The sequence below is a fragment of the Variovorax beijingensis genome (assembly GCF_007828835.1).
Lineage (GTDB): Bacteria > Pseudomonadota > Gammaproteobacteria > Burkholderiales > Burkholderiaceae_C > Variovorax > Variovorax beijingensis_A.
On record NZ_VIVL01000001.1, the window covers coordinates 1,008,345 to 1,027,100 of the forward strand.

Below are 18,756 nucleotides of genomic sequence, written 5' to 3' on the forward strand. Positions count from 1 at the left end.
ATACGCATAGATACACTCGTTGCATTTAATGAACAAGGACTTTAAGCTCCGATGAATACGAAAACTTGGATGTGCCTGATTTGTGGGTGGATCTATGACGAAGCGGTTGGTGTACCGGAAGACGGCATCGCGGCAGGCACGGCCTGGGCCGATGTCCCGATGAACTGGACCTGTCCTGAGTGCGGTGCGCGCAAGGAAGACTTCGAAATGGTTGAAATCTAAAAGCATGGCATAGGGCTACGCGATTTGCGCCGATGTACGGCGCGGCGGGCATCCAAGTCTCATCTCAGCAGGAGCATGTGCAATGGGGCCGAATGGATCAGGTTACAAGGTGCTCGTCATTGACGACAGCAATACGATCCGGCGCAGTGCCGAAATATTTCTGAAGCAGGGCGGACACGAGGTTCTTCTCGCGGAAGACGGCTTCGACGCGCTCTCCAAGGTTAACGACCACAAGCCGCATCTGATTTTCTGCGACATCCTGATGCCGCGGCTGGACGGCTACCAGACCTGCGCCATCATCAAGCGCAACGCTCATTTCTCCAATGTTCCGGTCGTGATGCTCTCCTCGAAAGACGGCGTCTTCGACAAGGCTCGCGGCCGCATGGTCGGGTCGCAGGACTACCTGACCAAACCTTTCACCAAAGACCAGCTGCTGCAGGCCGTGCAGCAGTTTGGCACCCTTCAACAGGAAGTGCAGTAAATGCCCATTCGAAAAATCCTCGTCGTCGACGACTCCAAGACGGAACTGGTGTTCCTCTCGGACCTGCTCCAGAAGAACGGCTTTGCGGTCAAGACCGCCGAAAACGCCGAAGACGCCATGCGCCGCCTCGAAGAGGACCAGCCCGACCTGATTCTCATGGACGTCGTGATGCCCGGCCAGAACGGCTTCCAGCTGACGCGCGCGATTGCCCGCGATCCGCAGTACGCCGCCATCCCGATCATCCTGTGCACCAGCAAGAACCAGGAAACCGATCGCGTCTGGGGCATGCGCCAGGGCGCCCGCGACTACATCGTGAAGCCGGTCAACGCGGCCGAGCTGATGTCCAAGATCAGCGCGCTGGCCTGAGCAGGCGCCTGCCGAGTCCATGGCCAATCGCGACGCTCTCCGAGCCTTCCAGTCCCGGCTTGCAAGCCGCCTGCAGGCTGCGCGCACGACCGGCGTCGCCGCCTCGTGGCTCGCGGTCGAGGCGGGCGAGGGCAAGTACCTGTTTCCACTCGGCCACGCGGGAGAGATCTTCCCGTGGACGCCACCCCAGCCCGTGCCCTACACGCAGCCCTGGTTCCTGGGCGTTGCCAACCTGCGCGGCGGCCTTTATGGCGTGGTGCACCTGTCGGCATTCGCCTCGGGCGCGCCGGACAACACGGTCGCCACCGAGGCGGCCCGCATGCAATCGCGGCTCGTTGCCCTCAACGAGCTGCTCGAAGTGAACTGCGCGCTGCTGGTCGACCGGCTGGCGGGACTGCGCGGCGCCGAGGCCTTCACGGCTTCGGAGCCGCCAGGCGCACAGGCACCCGCCTGGCTGGGGCATCTGTACACCGATGCGGCGGGCGAGCGCTGGCAGGAAGTCAACCTGCAGGCGCTTTCGCAGCAACCCGAGTTTTTGAGTATTGGCGCCTAGTGCTTCCGCACAGCCCAAAGACAACCACCTGAAGGACCGACCGTGAGCTCGATCGCCGACAAGTTCAAGAAATTACTGCCCGCGAACAGCGGCAACGACAAGGCCCGCGTCGACGGCTCCGGTTCCATATCGCTCGACGACGTCGACACGGTTCAGGCCCTGGAGGAAAAGACCATTCGGCTGGCTCGCAAGGACGGCGCCCCGGCCGCGCCGCTGCCCGCCGGCTTTGCCGACGAGCTGCTGGGCGGCGGCGAGGCTGCCAACGAAGCGGCGTCGCCCGAAGGGGCCCCGGCGCAGGCGGCCGGCCGCGCGGGTTCGAACCCGGCGCGCCAGCAGCGCATCCTGGCCATCATGCTGGCGGTGGTGGTGCTGCTGCTGCTGCTGGTGGCCGGTTCCGCCATTCTTCGCGCCGAGCGCCTGGCGCAGCAGGTGGCCGCCACCGGCCAGTCGCTGATGCAGTCGCAGCGGCTCGCGAAATCGATCTCCCAGGCCCTCGTGGGCAGCGCGCCCGCATTCGTCGAAGTGAAGGACAGCGCCGACGACCTCACGCGCCGCGTGCAGGGCCTGACCAACGGCGACGATGCCTTGCGCCTGGAGCGTGTGGGCAACCAGTACGACGAGGACATGGCCAAGATCAACCCCCTGGTCGTTCGTGCCGATGCCAGCGCCAAGGTCGTGCTGGCCCAGCGCCAGATCCTGACCCAGGTGGGCGCCGCGCTGCGCGACATCAACCAGCAGTCGTCCGCGCTGCTCGAAATGACGGAAACCGTCGCGTCGCTGAAGATGCAGCAGAACGCCACGCTGCCCGAAATTTCGGCGGCCGGCCAGCTCGTGATGCTGACCCAGCGCATCGGCAAGTCGACCAACGAATTCTTCACGGTCGAGGGCGTGAACCCCGACGCCGTGTTCCTGCTCGGCAAGGACCTGAACACCTTCCAGGAAACCACCCGCGGCCTGCTTGACGGCAATGCGCAGCAGCGCTTCCCCGGCTCGAAAGATCCGCAGACCCGCCAGCAGCTCGAAGCCATTCTCAAGACCTACGAGCAGATGCGCACGCAGGCCTCGGCCATTCTGGGCAACCTGCAGGGCCTGGTGGCCGCGCGCGAAGCGCAGGCTTCCATCCTGACCGACAGCGAACCGCTGCGCAAATCGCTCGGCGAGCTGCAGGACAAGCTGTCCGCGCGCACCGGCCTGGGCGCCGGAACGATCGTGATGCTGTTCGTGCTCTCGCTGGCCGCCCTGGCGCTGGCCGGCGCCATCGGTTTCGTGCAGGTGCGCGAAGGCCGCGAACGTGCCGCCGTGGCCGAGCGCGAGCGTCTCGCGGCCGAGCAGGCCAGCGAAGAGGCGGGCCGCATCAACAACGCCAACCAGGCCGCCATTCTTCGGCTGATGAACGAACTGCAGACAGTGGCCGAAGGCGACCTGACGCAGGAAGCCACCGTGACCGAGGACATCACCGGCGCCATCGCCGACTCGGTGAACTACACGGTGGAAGAACTGCGCCTGCTGGTGGGCAACGTGCAGAACACGGCCACCCGCGTGGCGCAGACCACCTCGCAGGTGGAAAGCACCTCGACCGAACTGCTCGCCGCCTCGACCGAACAGCTGCGCGAGATCCGCGAAACCGGCCAGTCGGTGGTGACCATGGCCGAGCGGATCAACGGCGTGTCCTCGCAGGCGCAGGAGTCCGCCACGGTGGCGCGCCAGTCGCTGCAGGCCGCGTCCTCGGGCCTGCAGGCCGTGCAGAACGCCATCGGCGGCATGAACTCCATCCGCGACCAGATCCAGGAAACTTCCAAGCGCATCAAGCGCCTGGGCGAATCGTCGCAGGAGATCGGCGAAATCACCGAGCTGATCTCGGACATTACCGAGCAGACGAACGTGCTGGCGCTGAACGCCGCCATCCAGGCCGCATCGGCCGGTGAAGCCGGCCGCGGCTTCTCGGTGGTGGCCGAAGAAGTGCAGCGCCTGGCCGAACGCTCCGCCGACGCCACGCGCCAGATCTCGGCGCTGGTGAAGGCCATTCAGACCGACACGCAGGACGCGGTGGGCGCCATGGAGCGTTCCACGCAGGGTGTGGTCGAAGGGGCCAAGCTGTCCGACAATGCCGGTACCGCGCTGTCCGAGATCGACCGCGTGTCGCGCCGGCTTGCAGACCTCATCGAGCAGATTTCGCAGTCCGCCTCCCGCGAGGCCGATTCGGCCAACGTGGTGGCCGCCAACATCCAGCACATCTTTGCCGTGACCGAACAGACCGGAGAAGGTACCCGCAACACCGCCCAGCAGGTGCGCGAGCTGTCGCAGATGGCCGAAGAACTGCGCCGCTCCGTCGCCCGTTTCAAGATCGCCTGATGAAGCTCTCCCCCAGTCTTCGCGCACTTCGTGTCGCTTCGGAAAACTGACAGATAAAGAACGGCGAGCATCCAACGTGTCGACTCAAACCCCTGCCACGGCCCTCCTCGCTGGCAACGTGCCGGCCACCGAAGACCTTGGGCCGCTGGCCTGGGTTCTGGGAGAAATCCAGAAATCCCTCGACAGCGTCGGCAAGTCGCTGCGGCGCTTCGTGCGCGACGTGGGCAATGCCTCGGAGCTCGAAAGCGGCCCGCTGCAGATGGCCCGCCAGCAGCTGCACCAGTCGGTCGGCGCGCTGCAGATGGTGGGCAACACCGCACCGGCGCTGGTGCTCGGCGCCATCGAGTTCGCGGTGCAGGGCTTCATTGCCGAGCCGCAGCGCTGCACCGACAGCGCGGTCCAGAAGATCGAGCGCGCCGGCTTTGCCGTCATCGATTTCCTCAACGCGCTGCTGGCCGGCAAGGCCGTGTCGTCGGTGGCGCTGTTCCCGCAATACCGCGACGTGCTCGAACTGGTTGGCAACGAGCGCGTGCATCCGGCGGATCTGTGGAGCACGGCCTGGCGCTGGGTCGAAGTGCGGCCCGCACTGACCCAGGCCGCCGTCAGCTATGACCCGGCCGTGCGTTCGCGGCTCGACCGCGAGGTGCTGCAGCTGGTCAAGACCGGCGACCCGCAGGCCGCGCGACGGCTGCATGCGCTGTGCCTGGGGCTCGGGCGCGGTGCGCTGCTGCCCCGCGTCGCCAGCTTCTGGACCCTGGCCGCAGGCTTCTTCGAGGCCCTGGCGCTCGGGCTGATTCCCGCCGATGCGTATGTGAAGCGCGCCGCTTCCCGCGTGCTGCTGCAGTACGCCACCCTGGCGCGCGGCGACAGCACGGTGTCCGACCGCCTGGGCCAGGACCTGCTGTTCTTCTGCGCCCAGGCCGCGCCCGGCACGCAGGACGAAGCCGCCACCCTGCGCACCGTCCGCACCGCCTGGGGCGTGGCCGGCGAGCGGCAGGTCGACTATACGGTCGAGCAGTTCGGCCGCTACGATCCGCTGGTGCTGGCGCAGGCGCGCAAGCGCATCGAAACCGCCAAGGAAATGTGGTCGGCGCTCTCGGGCGGCGACATCACCCGCACGCGCCAGGTGGCCGACACCTTTGCGCAGCTGGGCGAATCGCTGCAGAAGCTCCATCCGCCGATCTCGCCGATGGTGGAGGCGCTCACGCATGCGGTCGAGGCCTCGGTGCGCTCCAGCCAGCCGCCCGATACCGAGCTGGCGATGGAAGTCGCCACCTCGGTGCTCTACCTGGAAGCCGCGCTCGAAGACCTGGACCCGAGCGATCCGCAGCTCACCTCCCGCACCCTGCAATTGGCCGGCCGCATCGAGCGCGTGCGCGAAGGCGGGCATTCGGAGCCGCTCGAGCCCTGGATGGAGGACCTGTACCGGCGCGTGAGCGACCGCCAGACCATGGGCACCGTGGTCGACGAACTGCGCAGCCACCTGAGCGAGCTCGAGAAATCGCTCGACCAGTATTTCCGCCGCCCCGCCGAAAAGGCCCTGCTGCGCACCGTGCCGAGCCAGCTGCTGCAGATGCGCGGCGTGTTCTCGGTGCTGGGGCTCGACCAGGCCGCCAGCACCGTCCAGCGCATGCGCGACGACGTCGAGCAGATGCTGGTGGGCAACGCCTCGCCGGTCGAGGAGATGCAGAGCTTCGATGCGCTCGGCAACAACCTGGGCGCGCTGGGTTTCCTGATCGACATGCTGGGCTACCAGCCGACGCTCGCCAAGCGCCTGTTCGTGTTCGACGCCGATGCCGGCGAACTCAAGCCGCTGATGGGCCGCCAGGCCGCCGATGGAGCCGCGGAGGCTGCAACCCCCGGCGCTGCGCCCGCGGCCGCCGAAGCGGTGCTCAGCATCGAGGAGGTCGATGCCCAGATCGCCTCCAAGCTTGCCGCGCTCGCCACGCCCAACCGCAAGGCGAAGGTCTCGCCCATCGAGGAATTCAGCAGCAAGGCCGACAGCTGGACCCACAAGATCGCCGGTCCTGCGGCCCTGCCCGATACCGAGGTGACCGAGCTCGAAGAAGACGACCTGCAGAACATCTTCCTGGACGAAGCCCGCGAGGTGGTGCAAAACGGCCTGGCCGCCATCGACGAGCTGGGCAGCCACCCCGACGACACCGAGGAACTCACCATCCTGCGGCGCGCGTTCCACACCCTCAAGGGCAGTTCGCGCATGGTCGGCCTGACCGATTTCGGCGATGCCGCCTGGTCCTTCGAACAGGTGCTCAACACCTGGCTGGCCGACCAGCGCGCTGCCACGCCCGACCTGCTCACCGGCACCCGCAAGGCGCTCGAGGAATTCAGCCAGTGGGTCGAGGCCATTGCGTCCGGCGCCCAGCACGGCTGGCAGTCGGCGCATTTCAGCCGCGTGGCCAATGCCCTGCTGGCGGGCGAACCCGTGCCCACCGCCCCCACGTGGGTCGCCGATGCCGACGCGCTGGCCGTGGCCGCGCGCCACATTGCCGCGGAGCCGCCGCCGGCCGCTCCCGCACCGGAACCCGCGCAGCTGCTGGAGCTTCCGGAACTGCCCGACCTGTCGCTTTCCCCCGCGGCGCCGGTGGAAACGGCACCCGCCGCGCCATCCGAACTGCCGCCGCAAACGGCGCCGGCCGCTGCAAAGCCCGAAGCCGACGACGACTTCGCCTCCACCGATTTCCTCGACTTCGAATCCCGCCCGGCGCCGGAAGCCGAAGCAACCGAGGCCTTCGACCACAGCGCCGACTTCGATTTTCTCGCGCCCGCGAAAGCGCAGGCGCCGGTCGAGTCGATCGCGCGCTTCACGGCGGAACCCGCCGTCGAACCGGCGCCGGCCGCCGATGCGCCCGAATCGCCGGCCCTGGAGGGGCTGCCCGACCTCGACTGGGCGACCGAGATCGTGCCGGCAAAGGCGGAAGAGCCCGTGGTGCTTGCCGAGGAGCCCGCACCGGCGCCGCCGGAAGCGCCCGCACCAGCAGCAGCGGTGCCCACCGAAGAACCCGTGGCCGCGCCGGCCCTGCTGCTGGAGCTTGAAGAATCCGCCGTTGCCGCCGCCGCCGACGAAGCACCGCCCGCGGCTGCAGAATCGGCGCCCGCCGTCGCCGCCGAAGAAGTCGCCCGGCCGGTGGAGGCCGAGGAAACCGCCGAAGCCGCCGCGGCCTCCGGTGCCGAAGACCAGGTCAAGGTCATCGGGCCGCTGCGCATCGGCATTGCGCTCTACAACGTCTACCTCAACGAGGCCGACGAGTGGTCCAGGCAGCTCGCCACCGAAGTGGGCGAGTGGGCGCTCGAATCGCACGAGCGGCTGCCCGACTCGACCATTGCGCTCGCGCATTCGCTGGCCGGCAGCTCGGCCACGGTCGGCTTCCACAGCCTCTCGGGCATGGCGCGCCTGCTCGAAGCCGCGCTGCAGCATCTGCAGATGCAGGGCAGCGGCTCGCGCGAACAGGGCGTGGTGCTGGTGGCCGCGGCCGACGAGCTGCGCCGCCTGCTGCACCAGTTCGCCGTCGGCTTCCTGCGCGAACCGTCCGAAGGAACGCTGCAGGCGCTGCGCGACATTGCCGCCGCACCGATGCCGGCCGAGGCTGCCGCGCGCGTCGAAACCCGCACGCTCCAGCACCTGGTGGCGCAGGGCAACGTGGCCGACGTGGCGCTGGACGACTCCGAAGACGCGATCGACATGGTCGATGCGGTCGACGTCGACCTGTTCCCCATCTTCGAAGAAGAAGCGGCGGAGCTGCTGCCCCAGCTGGGCCAGGCGCTGCGCCAATGGGCGCACCACCCCGACGACAGCGCGCCGCGCGCCTCGGTGCTGCGCACGCTGCACACGCTCAAGGGTAGCGCCCGGCTGGCCGGCGCCATGCGCCTTGGCGAGCGCGCGCACCGCATGGAGTCCGAGATCGAAGTGCTCGGCACCCAGGGCGGCGCCGACCGGGCCGAGATCGAGAAGCTGCTCACGCGCCTCGATGCGCTGCAGGCCACCTTCGATGCCCTGCGCGCCGCGGACGATGCCACCCAGGCCGAAGTGGCCCAGCTGGTGGCCACGGCCTCGGTGACTTCGCCGGGCGTGCAGCTGGTGCAGGTTCCTGCCGATACCGGCGTGTCCGCCAACGACGAGACGCTGATGGCCGGCAACGAGAACGCCGACGCAGCCGCGGAAGCCGCCGCCGCGCCATCGCTGCTGCCGCGTCCGGCCCACGCGCTGCTGGCGCCGCTGCGTGCGGTGTCGAGCCAGGCCGTGCGCATCCGCACCCAGCTGCTCGACCGCCTGGTGGCGCAGACCGGCGAGGTCATCATCACGCGCTCGCGCCTGGAGGCCGAGCTCGGCCAGCTGCGCGGTTCGCTCACCGACCTCACGGGCAACCTCGACCGCCTGCGCCAGCAGCTGCGCGACATCGAGGTGCAGGCCGAAAGCCAGATGCAGTCGCGCCTGGCCCAGGCCAAGGATTCGCAGCAGAGCTTCGACCCGCTGGAGTTCGACCGCTTCACCCGCGTGCAGGAACTCACGCGCATGATGGCCGAGTCGGTGAACGACGTGGCCACCGTGCAGCGCACGCTGCAAAAGACGGTGCAGGCCACGGAAGACGACCTCAGCGTGCAGGCGCGCCAGACGCGCGAACTGCAGCGCGGCCTGCTGCGCACGCGCATGGTGGAGTTCGAGGGCATCTCCGATCGCCTCTACCGCGTGGTGCGCCAGGCCTCCAAGGACACCGGCAAGCAGGTGCGCCTGGACATCGTCGGCGGCTCCATCGAAATGGACCGCGGCGTGCTCGACCGCATGACGCCCGCCTTCGAGCACCTGCTGCGCAATTGCGTGGCGCACGGCATCGAGGAACCGGCCGTGCGCGAGAAGGCCGGCAAGGACGCCAACGGCCTGATCGTGATCGACCTGCACCAGGAGGGCAACGACGTCTCGGTGAGCTTTCGCGACGACGGCGCCGGCCTCGACCGCGGCCGCATCGCCGAGCGCGCCCGCACGCTCGGCCTGCTCGCGCCCGGTCAGGAACTCTCGCCCGAGGAAGCCACCGAGCTGATCTTCAAGCCCGGCTTCTCGACCGCCGGACAGGTGTCCGAGCTGGCCGGCCGCGGCATCGGCATGGACGTGGTGCGCGCGCAGATCGCCGCGCTCGGCGGCCGCATCGAAACGCACAGCACGCCAGGCCAGGGCACCACCTTCAAGCTGGTGCTGCCGCTCACCACCGCTGTGACGCACGTGGTGATGCTGCGCGCGGGCGAGGTGTCGATCGGCGTGCCGTCCAACCTGGTCGAGCTGGTGCAGCGCGTGAGCAGCACCGAGCTCGAGGCCGCCTACCTGCACAACAGCCATCCGTTCGGCAGCGAGCAGGTGCCTTTCTACTGGGCCGGTGCATTGCTGCAGGCTTCGGCGCGCAGCGAGCATGCCGCGAGCCGGAACAACACCGTCGTGATCGTGCGAAGCGCGGCGCAGCGGGTGGGCCTGCACGTGGACGAAGTGCTGGGCAACCAGGAAGTCGTGGTCAAGAACCTCGGGCCGCAGCTGGCCCGGCTGCCGGGCCTGGCGGGCATCTCGGTGCTGGCCTCGGGCGCGGTGGCGCTCATCTACAACCCGGTGGCGGTGGCCGCGGTGCATGGCGAACAGGCACGCGAGCGCCAGGCCGCCGCGCTGGCCGCGCCGGCGCATGCCGCCGGCGCCGGCCACGGCGCACCGCAGGAACCGCTGCCGGTGCTGGCCCCCGCGGCGCCGCAGGTGCCGCTGGTGCTGGTGGTGGACGACTCCATCACCGTGCGCCGTGTGACGCAGCGCCTGCTGCAGCGCGAAGGCTATCGCGTGTCTCTCGCGGCCGACGGCCTGCAGGCGCTCGAACGCCTGCAGCAGGAGCGTCCGGCGGTGGTGCTGTCGGACATCGAGATGCCGCGCATGGACGGCTTCGACCTGGCGCGCAACATCCGCGCGGACGATTCGATGGCCGGCCTGCCGATCATCATGATCACCTCGCGCATCGCCGAGAAGCACCGCGACTACGCGCGCACGCTGGGCGTCAACCACTACCTCGGCAAGCCCTACTCGGAAGAAGAGCTGCTGCGCCTGGTGCGCAGCTATACCAGCGAGCCCGCCGCGCTGGCTGCGGCCTGAGCCGGGGCCGCCGCCGGCATCCTGGATGCCTACGGCGCGAGCAGCGCCTTGCGCACCAGGTCGACCTGCCGCGTGCAGCCCATCTTGGCCATCAGCGAGCCGAGCTGGCTGCGCACCGTGTGCACCGACACGCCTTGCGCGCCGGCATGCTGCTTGGGCGACTGGCCCGCGGCGAGCGCCGCCAGCACGCGCGCCTCGGCAGGGGTGACGCCGAAGGCGCCGCAGAGGCTGTCGATCGAAGGCACCGCCTGCGAACGGCCGGGGCGGATGCGTGCCAGCACCAGCACCTCCTCGCCGAGGCTCAGCTGCGGCGCGGCGCGTGCCATTTCCAGTTCCAGTTCTTGCAGGCCTGCCGATCCGCCGGAGATGGGCAGCCGGATCCGCTGACGCGATTGCGCCGCCAGGCGCAGGCCGGCCGCGAGCGCCTGCTGCGTCTGCGCATCCGGATGCCAGAGCCGTTGGCTGCGCAGGCGCAGCGAGCGGCTCGCGCCGAAGAATTCCTGCGCGCCGGCCGATGCGCGCAGCACCGTGCCCGCGGGCGTCACCAGCAAGACCGCCTCGCCGAAGGCCGCGAGCGCGGACTCGGCGCCGTCGAGCCACAACCGGGCGCGCCCGTCGCGGCGCGCCAGCCCCTGGCGCAGCGCCTGGGTGACGCGGCGGATCCGCGTGCTGTCGAGCAGCCGGCGCGCATGCGCGGCCGTGCTGCGCTGCACCGTCAGGCCGCCGCGGCGCTGCGCCCCCTCGTCGACGATGCATGCCAGCATCTGGCGCGCGCCGTGGCGGCACATGAAATCGGCGTAGTAGAGGTTCTTCGAGAGAAAGGCCGGCGAGAACAGCTCGTGCGTGTCGAACCAGCTTCCCGGCGCGGCGCCGAGGGTCGGCGGAATCAGGATGTCGTGGGCGCAGAAATGCTGCACATATTCGCGCTCGGCGGCCGGTGAAACGTTGACCTGCTGAAAACTCAGCAGCTCGCTGCCGCGTTCCAGCAGGATGAAGGTGGCGCTGTCGCCGCCGATCACCTGCTGCATGCCCTGCAGCAGGTCGCGCCATGGCGGCTGCGGATCGTCCAGGTGCGCGATGGCATCGAGCGTGCGGCGCAGTGCGAGATTCCGGTTCATGTGATGCCTCCCTGGCCTGCCGGTTTTTTCCCGCTGCCATGATGCGCGCCCGCGTTGCGGGGTGTCAACGCGCAAGGGGTACCTGCTACCGCTTCGCCGATCGCCGCGCATCGTGCATTTGCGTGATGCGCCGTGCGCATCGCCCTCCCAGACTGTTGAGAACGAAGGTTCGCTTTTCGGGCGGCCTTCGTACTCGACACCACCTGGAGGAAAAGACCATGTCCATTCGATTCACCAGAACCGCCGTCCCGTCGGCCTGCGCAGGCCTCCTGCTGGCGCTGTCCGCCTGTGGCGGCGGAGGAGGCGGTGGGGGCGGCGGCTTTGCGCCGTTCGGCCCCCCGGGCGGCGCCAACCCGCCATCGTCCCCGTCGCCGGTCACGGTGTCGGGCAAGGTGGTGGTGCTCGGTCCGGTGAGCGGGGCGCTGGTCTGCGTGGACCGCAACCGCAACGGGGCCTGCGACGAGGGCGAGCCCGCCGTCGCCAACAAGACCGGAGAGGACGGCGCCTACAGCTTCGCCTACACGCCGGCCGACGCGGCCGCAGCGGCCGAACTCGCCGCCGCGCCGCTGCTGGCGCAGGTGGACGGCGGCAATCCCTCGCTGCCATCGTTCTCCCAGCCCTTCACCATGAGTGCGCCGGCCGGACACCGCGGGCAGGTCAATCCGCTGACCACGCTGCTGCAGGCGGGCGTGGCGGGCGGCCTGGCGCCCGAGCGGGCCGAGGCGCTGGTGCTGCTGCAGCTGGGCTTGCCCGAGGCCGCCCAGCTGTACGACTACCAGGGCGTGGCCGTGACCGACCCCGGCCGCTTCGAGGACAACGCCTTCACCGCCGCGCGGGTCACGGCCGATGCGCTGCACAGCGGCGTGGCCTTGCGGCTGGCCGATCCGGCGACTGTCACGCCGGTGGCCTCGGACCAGCTGGCCCGGCTGGATTTCACGCGCGCCGACGACTACTGTGCGCGGACCTATCCGACCGATGGTGTTCCCGATCCGGCCACCGGCAAGCTGAAGCTCACCGACCGGCGCGAAGGCCTGACCAACGGTACGCCGACCCCCCACGACACGCTCTACGGCACCGTGCAGCTGGGCGCCAATGGCTGGGTGCGCTGCGATGAGAACGCGGCCTTCACCAGCACCCTTGGCACGCCGAGCCGCAGCGACTATTGCGCGGGCACCGCGCGCAGCCTCGGCCACACGGCGGTCACCGACATCTCCGGCCGCAAGATGGCCGAAGTGGTGGCCGAGATGCAGGCGGGCGATGGCAACAGCATCTTCGGCGTCGTGCCGCCGGCCGCTTTCGCCAACCCGGACGCCACCTTCCCGGCCGGCTCGCAGCTGCGCTACCGCCGCGGCGTGGACCTGGCGCAACCCTATTCGATCAATCTGGCCAACCCCAGCGAGACGACCGGCTTCGCCACGCTGGAAGCGTTGATCGCGGCCTTCCCGGCCTCGGGCGCCACCCTGCCGGCCGGCACCGGCACCCTCAGCCTGGGCGTGCTGAACGAGCAGCAGACGCGCCTGCTTCGCGCGGCCTTCACCGGCCCTGGCACGGTGCAGTACTACGCCTGCAACTTCGATTCCGCCACCAACGCGTACGACACCTGCGCGGCCGCCGAAACCGGCACGGTGGAGGTCCGCACCGAGGGCGGCGCGCGCGTGCTGGCCTTCAACGGCGGCCATCCGCCGACCGGCGTGGGATCGCTGCGCACCTTCGGCGAATACAGCGGCAAGGTCTATGTGGTGCGCGCGACCAAGTCCGATACGCGATACAACCTCAACGCCGCGCGCCGCCTGAACGGCGTGGCCTGGGAGGCGATGAAGCCCCAGCTGGGCATCGGGAGCGCGGTATGAAGCGCATCTCGTGGCGTGCCGCAGCCTGCGCCGGCATGCTGGGCCATGGCCGCCGGGCTGGCCGCGGCGCAGGCGGCCGACGGATTGGAAGGCGACTGGACCGCGCGCATCACGCTCAAGGACGGCCGCCAGATCAACGCGCAGATGCAGCTCCAGTCGGCAGGCGGCACCTGGCGCACGCTCTTGCAGAGCCCCGCCGATCCTTGCGTCGGCATCCCGATCCCGATGCTTTGGCGGCGCGTGGACAGCGGCGTCTACGAGCTGCACTTCCAGAGCAGCAAGGCGCTCACCGGCTGCCGCGACAACCTCGTCACCTTCCAGCAGCTCGACGCGGGCACGCTCAGGGGACGCTCCGACGCCGGCGCGGAGATCGTGCTGACGCGCCGCTGAGCGGCGGCTGGTCGGCGCCGCGCACGGCACCGTAGCGCCGCAGCGTTTGCTCGCGCGCCTCGGCATGGTCCACCACCGGCCTCGGGTAGGTTTCCCCGAGCTTGATGCCGGCGGCCTCCAGTTCCACCGGCGACGCCGTCCAGGGGGCATGGATGGCAGCATTCGACAGCCCCGCGAGCTGCGGCAGGTAGCGCCGGATGAACTTGCCCTCGGGGTCGAAGCGCTCGCTCTGCGTCACCGGGTTGAAGATGCGGAACCAGGGCTGTGCGTCGCAGCCGCTGGAGCTGGCCCATTGCCAGTTGCCGTTGTTCGAAGCCAGCTCGAAGTCGTTCAGGTGCAGCGCAAAGTAGCGCTCGCCGCGACGCCAGTCCAGCCCCAGGTCCTTGCAGAGGAAGCTGGCCACCACCATGCGCAGGCGGTTGTGCATGTAGCCGCTCTGGTTGATCTGCAGCATGGCCGCGTCCACCAGCGGGTAGCCCGTGCGGCCCTGGCACCAGGCCTCGAACAGCTGGTCGGCATGCTTGCCGTGGTGCCACTGGATCTTGTCGTACTCGGGCCGGAAGCTCTTCGACTCGCCGTCCGAATGCACGTGCGGAAAGTGCACCAGGATCTGGAAATAGAACTCGCGCCAGATCAGCTCGCTGAGCCAGGTGGCCGCGCCCGCGTCGCCCTGCAGGAAGAGCTGGTGCGCGACCCCGGCCAGCTGCCGGATCGAGACGGTGCCGAAGCGCAGGTGCACGCCCAGGTAGCTCGGTCCCCGCACCGCCGGAAAATTGCGCGCGGCGTCATAGCGGTCGATGCGCTGGAAGAAGTCCTCGAACAGCGTTGCCGCGCCCTGGCTGCCGGTGGGAATGCCGAGCTCGGAAAGATTGCTCCGCCCAAAGCCGAGATCCTCGAGCGAAGGCACCGGCGTGCGATCGGCCGCAGGCGGCGGCGCCAGCGCGTCGGCATGGCTGCGCACCGGGTACGGCTTCAGGAAGAAGGAATCGACCTTGGCGAGCCAGGCCCGCTTGTAGGGCGTGAACACCGTGTACGGCTGGCCTGTCTTGTTGAGCACCTCGTCGCGCTCGAAGACGGTGGAGTCCTTGTAGGTATAGAAGCTCACGCCCGCGTTGGCCAGGGCGCCCAGCACCTGGGCATCGCGCGCCAGCGCGTCGGGCTCGTTGTCGCGGTTGGCGAAGACGGCCTGCACGTCCAGGCTGTGCGCGAGCGCCGGGATTTCCTCGATGGCGTTGGCGTGCCGCACGATCAGCCCGCCGCTCAGCGCCCGCAGTTCTTCCTCGAGCTCCACCAGCGATTCCCGGATGAATTCCACGCGCCGGTCGATGCGGGGCAGGGGGTCCAGGATCGTCCGGTCGAACACGAAAACGCACACCACCTGCCGGCAGGCCCGCAGCGCGTGGTACAGGGCCGCGTTGTCGTCCACGCGCAGGTCGCGGCGAAACCACATGAGCCCTTTGGGATAGGTCTTGTCGACGGCCAGTAAAATCGGCGGCATATGGCTGCCGATTCTGCCCCGATGAACCTCACGCATCACTTTCTGATCGCGATGCCGGGGATGGAAGATAAAACTTTCAACCGCAGCGTCGTCTACCTGTGCGAGCACAGCGAGCGCGGCGCGCTCGGGCTGGTGATCAACAAACCCAGCGACATCAACCTGAAGGTGCTGTTCGAGAAGATCGAACTGCACCTGTCGCGTCCCGAACTCGGCGACGCACCCGTCTTCCAGGGCGGGCCGGTACAGACCGAGCGCGGCTTCGTGCTGCACGAGCCGGTGTTCACCCATGCCGAAAAGCCCGAGGAATCGGTCTACGCCTCGACCATGACCATTCCCGGCGGCCTCGAAATGACCACCTCCAAGGACGTGCTCGAGGCCCTGGCCACCGGCGCGGGCCCGCGCAAGGTGCTGGTTTCGCTGGGCTATTCGGCCTGGGGCGAGGGGCAGCTCGAGTCCGAACTGGCCGAGAACAGCTGGCTCACCGTGGGCGCCGATCCGGCCGTGATCTTCGATACCCCGGTGGAGCAGCGCTACGACAGGGCGCTGCTGCTGCTGGGCCTGGAAGCCTGGAAACTGTCGCCGGAAGCGGGACACGCCTGATGGCCGCTGCCATGCCGGACGTTCCCGCTCCTCCCGCCGCCCCTGCTGCCGTTGCCGTTCCTCCCCACTTCCAGAGCTTCCTGGCCTTCGACTTCGGCCTGAAGCGCACCGGCGTCGCCAGTGGAAACCGGCTGCTCGGCGCCGCGACGCCACAGGCCACCATCAAGGCCGAGGGCGACGCCCGCTTTGCGCAGGTCGAGGCCCGCATCAAGGAATGGCAGCCCGACGCGCTGGTGGTCGGCGTGCCTTACCACCCCGATGGCGCCCCGCACGAGAACACCCGCCGCGCGCAGAAGTTCGCGCGGCAGTTGCGTGGCCGTTTCAATCTCCAGGTGTTCGAGGTCGACGAGCGCTACAGCACGACCGAGGCGCTGGCCTCCGGCGCCCGCGATGCCGATGCCGCCTCGGCCTGCATCATCCTGGAGCAATTCCTAAGGAGTCTTTCGTGAGTTCAATACCCGATGCCGAAGCGCTCTACACAGGGCTCCTGGCGGGCGTGAAAACGCTGATGCGCCCCGACACCAAGCTAGTGGGCATCACCTCCGGCGGCGCCTGGCTGGTCGAGCGGCTGCAGAAGGACCTGGGCCTGCCTGGGGCACCCGGCGTCATTTCGTCGGCCATGCACCGCGACGACTTCGCGCGCCGCGGCCTCTCGGCCAGCGCGCAGACCGCGCTGCCCTTCGACGTGAACGGCGCCGACGTGCTGCTGCTGGACGACGTGCTCTACACCGGCCGCACGATCCGCGCGGTGCTCAACGAGCTGTTCGACTTCGGCCGCCCGGCCCGCGTGCGGCTCGCGGTGCTGGTGGACCGCGGCGGACGCGAACTGCCGGTGGCGGCCGATTTCGCGGCCGCGAAGCTCACGCTGCCCGATACGCAGCTGCTCGCATTGGCCCGCGCCGACGACGGCGCGTTCAGCCTCAAGGTGGAAGAAAGCAAGTAATGCTCTACAAGCGAAATCCCCAGCTCAACAAGAACGGCGAACTGATCCACCTGCTGTCGATCGAGGGCCTGCCCAAGGACATCGTCACGCACATCCTCGACACCGCCGCCAACTTCACGAGCGTGAGCGACCGCGAGGTGAAGAAGGTGCCGCTCCTGCGCGGCAAGAGCGTGTTCAACCTGTTCTTCGAGAACTCGACGCGCACCCGCACCACCTTCGAGATCGCGGCCAAGCGCTTGAGTGCCGACGTCATCAACCTGGACATCGCGCGCTCCTCGGCCACCAAGGGCGAGTCGCTGCTCGACACCATCGCCAACCTGAGCGCGATGGCGGCCGACCTGTTCGTGGTGCGCCACAGCGAGTCGGGCGCGCCCTACCTGATCGCGCAGCACGTGGCGCCGCACGTGCACGTGGTGAACGCCGGCGACGGCCGCCACGCGCACCCGACGCAGGGGCTGCTCGACATGTACACGATCCGCCACTACAAGAAGGGTTTTGCGAACCTCACGGTGGCGATCGTCGGCGACGTGCTGCACTCGCGCGTGGCGCGCTCCGACATCCATGCGCTCACCACGCTCGGCTGTGCCGAGGTGCGGGTGGTCGGCCCCAAGACGCTGGTGCCCGGCGACATGGCCGGCATGGGCGTGCGCGTATGCCACACACTCGAAGAGGGCATCAGGGACTGCGACGTCATCATCATGCTGCGCCTGCAGAACGAGCGCATGAGCGGCGCGCTGCTGCCCTCGTCGCAGGAGTTCTTCAAGACTTACGGCCTCACGCCCGAGAAGCTGCAGCTGGCGAAACCGGATGCCATCGTCATGCACCCGGGGCCGATCAACCGCGGGGTGGAAATCGATTCGGCCGTGGTCGACGGAAAGCAGAGCGTGATCCTCCCGCAGGTCACTTTCGGCATCGCCGTTCGCATGGCCGTCATGAGCATCGTCGCAGGGAACGAAGCATGAGCAGAACACTGATTACCAACGGCCGCGTCGTCGACCCCGCCTCGGGCACCGACAGGAAAGCCGACATCGCCATCGCCGACGGCAAGATCGTCGGCATCGGCCGCAGCCCGGCCGGCTTCCAGGCCGAGCGCATCATCGACGCCGCGGGCTGCATCGTCGCGCCCGGCCTCGTCGACCTGGCCGCGCGACTGCGCGAGCCCGGCTACGAGCACGAAGGCATGCTCGAAAGCGAAATGGCCGCGGCCATCGCGGGCGGCGTCACCAGCCTCGTGTGCCCGCCCGACACCGACCCCGTGCTCGACGAGCCGGGCCTGGTCGAGATGCTCAAGTTCCGCGCCGAGAAGCTGCAGGGCGCACGGCTCTTTCCGCTCGGCGCGCTCACGCGCAGCCTCGCGGGCGGCGTGCTCACCGAAATGGCCGAACTGACCGAAGCCGGCTGCATCGGCTTCAGCCAGGCCGACGTGCCGCTGGCCGACACCCAGGTGCTGCAGCGCGCGCTGCTCTACGCGAGCACCTTCGGCTACACCGTGTGGCTGCGGCCGCAGGACCGCGACCTTGGCAAGGGCGTGGCGGCCAGCGGCCCGCTGGCCACGCGCCTGGGCCTCTCGGGCGTGCCGGTGTCGGCCGAAACCATCGCGATCTTCACCATCGTCGAGCTCATGAAGAGCACCGGCGCGCGCGTGCACCTGTGCCGCATCTCCAGCGCCGCGGGCGTGGCGCTGGTGCGCGCGGCCAAGGCGCAGGGCCTGCCGCTCACCTGCGACGTCAGCATCAACTCGCTGCACCTGGCCGACACCGACATCGGCTTCTTCGACAGCCGTGCGCGCCTCAATCCTCCGCTGCGCCAGCAGGGCGACCGCGATGCGCTGTCGGCCGCGCTGGCCGACGGCACCATCGATGCGCTGGTGTCCGACCACACGCCGGTCGAGGCCGATGCCAAGACGCTGCCCTTTGCCGAGGCCGAGCCCGGCGCCACCGGGCTCGAGCTGCTGCTGCCGCTCGCGCTGCAGTGGGGCGAGCGCAGCGGCGCGGGCATCGTGCGCGCGCTGGAAGTCGTCACGTCCGCGCCCGCGCGGCTGCTGGCGGCCACCGATGCAGGCACCGGCATCGGCCGGCTGGCCGAGGGCGGCGTGGCCGACCTGTGCGTCTTCGATCCGGGCCTCGAATGGCAGGTGCAGCCCGAAGCGCTCAAGAGCCAGGGCAAGCACACGCCGTTCTCGGGCTATCCACTGCTGGGGCGCGCGCGCCACACCCTCGTCGCCGGCCGCGTGGTCCACGGCTGAAAGGA

At 69.1% G+C, this 18,756-nt stretch carries 15 protein-coding genes; 13 read left to right on the plus strand and 2 right to left on the minus strand.

Annotated features, from left to right (window positions below; translation table 11 throughout):
- Positions 1 to 51: 51 nt before the first annotated feature.
- The 6 genes from FB547_RS04880 to FB547_RS04905 all read left to right on the plus strand — a co-directional run bounded on the left by FB547_RS04880 (position 52) and on the right by FB547_RS04905 (position 10,107).
- Complete coding sequence (locus FB547_RS04880) at positions 52 to 222, plus strand: rubredoxin (RefSeq protein WP_007838397.1); 171 nt, start codon at positions 52 to 54, stop codon at positions 220 to 222.
- Between the two features lie 82 nt (positions 223 to 304).
- Positions 305 to 703: a PleD family two-component system response regulator gene (locus tag FB547_RS04885; RefSeq protein ID WP_015867390.1), complete on the plus strand. Its 399-nt coding sequence runs from the start codon at positions 305 to 307 to the stop codon at positions 701 to 703.
- Positions 704 to 1,069 carry a PleD family two-component system response regulator gene (locus FB547_RS04890; RefSeq protein ID WP_015867389.1) on the plus strand — a complete coding sequence of 122 codons (366 nt, stop codon included), beginning with the start codon at positions 704 to 706 and terminating at the stop codon, positions 1,067 to 1,069.
- A 19-nt stretch (positions 1,070 to 1,088) separates the two neighbouring features.
- Positions 1,089 to 1,622: a chemotaxis protein CheW gene (locus FB547_RS04895; RefSeq protein WP_145740086.1), complete on the plus strand. Its 534-nt coding sequence runs from the start codon at positions 1,089 to 1,091 to the stop codon at positions 1,620 to 1,622.
- Positions 1,623 to 1,664: 42 nt separating this feature from the next.
- Entirely contained in the window at positions 1,665 to 3,974 is a 2,310-nt protein-coding gene (locus FB547_RS04900) for a methyl-accepting chemotaxis protein (protein ID WP_145740088.1), read from the plus strand.
- A 76-nt stretch (positions 3,975 to 4,050) separates the two neighbouring features.
- On the plus strand, positions 4,051 to 10,107 hold the full coding sequence (locus tag FB547_RS04905; RefSeq protein ID WP_145740090.1) for an Hpt domain-containing protein: 6,057 nt from the start codon (positions 4,051 to 4,053) through the stop codon (positions 10,105 to 10,107).
- 29 nt (positions 10,108 to 10,136) lie between these two features.
- On the opposite strand, the gene FB547_RS04910 is transcribed toward FB547_RS04905, so the two are convergent.
- On the minus strand, positions 10,137 to 11,225 hold the full coding sequence (locus tag FB547_RS04910; protein WP_145740092.1) for a helix-turn-helix transcriptional regulator: 1,089 nt from the start codon (positions 11,223 to 11,225) through the stop codon (positions 10,137 to 10,139).
- Between the two features lie 218 nt (positions 11,226 to 11,443).
- Here FB547_RS04910 and FB547_RS04915 point away from each other — a divergent pair, with 218 nt between their 5' ends.
- The gene (locus FB547_RS04915) at positions 11,444 to 13,075 is read left to right on the plus strand and encodes a hypothetical protein (RefSeq protein ID WP_145740093.1); all 1,632 of its coding nucleotides are present in this window, start codon (positions 11,444 to 11,446) and stop codon (positions 13,073 to 13,075) included.
- A 45-nt stretch (positions 13,076 to 13,120) separates the two neighbouring features.
- The gene (locus FB547_RS04920; protein ID WP_261380212.1) at positions 13,121 to 13,465 is read left to right on the plus strand and encodes a hypothetical protein; all 345 of its coding nucleotides are present in this window, start codon (positions 13,121 to 13,123) and stop codon (positions 13,463 to 13,465) included.
- On the opposite strand, the gene FB547_RS04925 is transcribed toward FB547_RS04920, so the two are convergent.
- Positions 13,416 to 14,963, minus strand: a complete 1,548-nt coding sequence (locus FB547_RS04925) for a cryptochrome/photolyase family protein (RefSeq protein ID WP_145740094.1) — start codon at positions 14,961 to 14,963, stop codon at positions 13,416 to 13,418. The two genes, FB547_RS04920 and FB547_RS04925, sit on opposite strands and share 50 nt — an antisense overlap.
- Here FB547_RS04925 and FB547_RS04930 point away from each other — a divergent pair, their 5' ends adjacent.
- From FB547_RS04930 to FB547_RS04950, 5 genes are read left to right on the plus strand one after another with little or no spacing between them, the layout of a single operon-like run.
- On the plus strand, positions 14,964 to 15,563 hold the full coding sequence (locus FB547_RS04930) for a YqgE/AlgH family protein (RefSeq protein WP_015867381.1): 600 nt from the start codon (positions 14,964 to 14,966) through the stop codon (positions 15,561 to 15,563). It abuts the gene before it with no gap.
- Complete coding sequence (gene ruvX / locus FB547_RS04935) at positions 15,563 to 16,012, plus strand: Holliday junction resolvase RuvX (protein WP_025569394.1); 450 nt, start codon at positions 15,563 to 15,565, stop codon at positions 16,010 to 16,012. Before FB547_RS04930 ends, ruvX begins: the two co-directional genes overlap by 1 nt.
- Positions 16,009 to 16,506 (plus strand): bifunctional pyr operon transcriptional regulator/uracil phosphoribosyltransferase PyrR, encoded by a 498-nt coding sequence (gene pyrR, locus FB547_RS04940; protein ID WP_145740095.1) that lies wholly within the window; start codon positions 16,009 to 16,011, stop codon positions 16,504 to 16,506. Before ruvX ends, pyrR begins: the two co-directional genes overlap by 4 nt.
- Complete coding sequence (locus tag FB547_RS04945; protein WP_145740096.1) at positions 16,506 to 17,468, plus strand: aspartate carbamoyltransferase catalytic subunit; 963 nt, start codon at positions 16,506 to 16,508, stop codon at positions 17,466 to 17,468. The genes pyrR and FB547_RS04945 overlap by 1 nt, the downstream gene beginning before the upstream one ends.
- Entirely contained in the window at positions 17,465 to 18,751 is a 1,287-nt protein-coding gene (locus FB547_RS04950) for a dihydroorotase (protein ID WP_145740097.1), read from the plus strand. Before FB547_RS04945 ends, FB547_RS04950 begins: the two co-directional genes overlap by 4 nt.
- The last annotated feature ends 5 nt before the right edge of the window (positions 18,752 to 18,756 follow it).

Coding starts and splice junctions, on each gene's coding strand:
- FB547_RS04910 (WP_145740092.1), bottom strand. CDS start 11,225: ATGAACCGGAATCTCGCACTGCGCCGCACGCTCGATGCCATCGCGCAC.
- FB547_RS04925 (WP_145740094.1), bottom strand. CDS start 14,963: ATGCCGCCGATTTTACTGGCCGTCGACAAGACCTATCCCAAAGGGCTC.
- FB547_RS04920 (WP_261380212.1), top strand. CDS start 13,121: ATGGCCGCCGGGCTGGCCGCGGCGCAGGCGGCCGACGGATTGGAAGGC.
- FB547_RS04885 (WP_015867390.1), top strand. CDS start 305: ATGGGGCCGAATGGATCAGGTTACAAGGTGCTCGTCATTGACGACAGC.
- FB547_RS04930 (WP_015867381.1), top strand. CDS start 14,964: ATGGCTGCCGATTCTGCCCCGATGAACCTCACGCATCACTTTCTGATC.
- FB547_RS04880 (WP_007838397.1), top strand. CDS start 52: ATGAATACGAAAACTTGGATGTGCCTGATTTGTGGGTGGATCTATGAC.
- FB547_RS04945 (WP_145740096.1), top strand. CDS start 16,506: ATGCTCTACAAGCGAAATCCCCAGCTCAACAAGAACGGCGAACTGATC.
- ruvX (WP_025569394.1), top strand. CDS start 15,563: ATGGCCGCTGCCATGCCGGACGTTCCCGCTCCTCCCGCCGCCCCTGCT.
- FB547_RS04950 (WP_145740097.1), top strand. CDS start 17,465: ATGAGCAGAACACTGATTACCAACGGCCGCGTCGTCGACCCCGCCTCG.
- FB547_RS04895 (WP_145740086.1), top strand. CDS start 1,089: ATGGCCAATCGCGACGCTCTCCGAGCCTTCCAGTCCCGGCTTGCAAGC.
- FB547_RS04890 (WP_015867389.1), top strand. CDS start 704: ATGCCCATTCGAAAAATCCTCGTCGTCGACGACTCCAAGACGGAACTG.
- FB547_RS04915 (WP_145740093.1), top strand. CDS start 11,444: ATGTCCATTCGATTCACCAGAACCGCCGTCCCGTCGGCCTGCGCAGGC.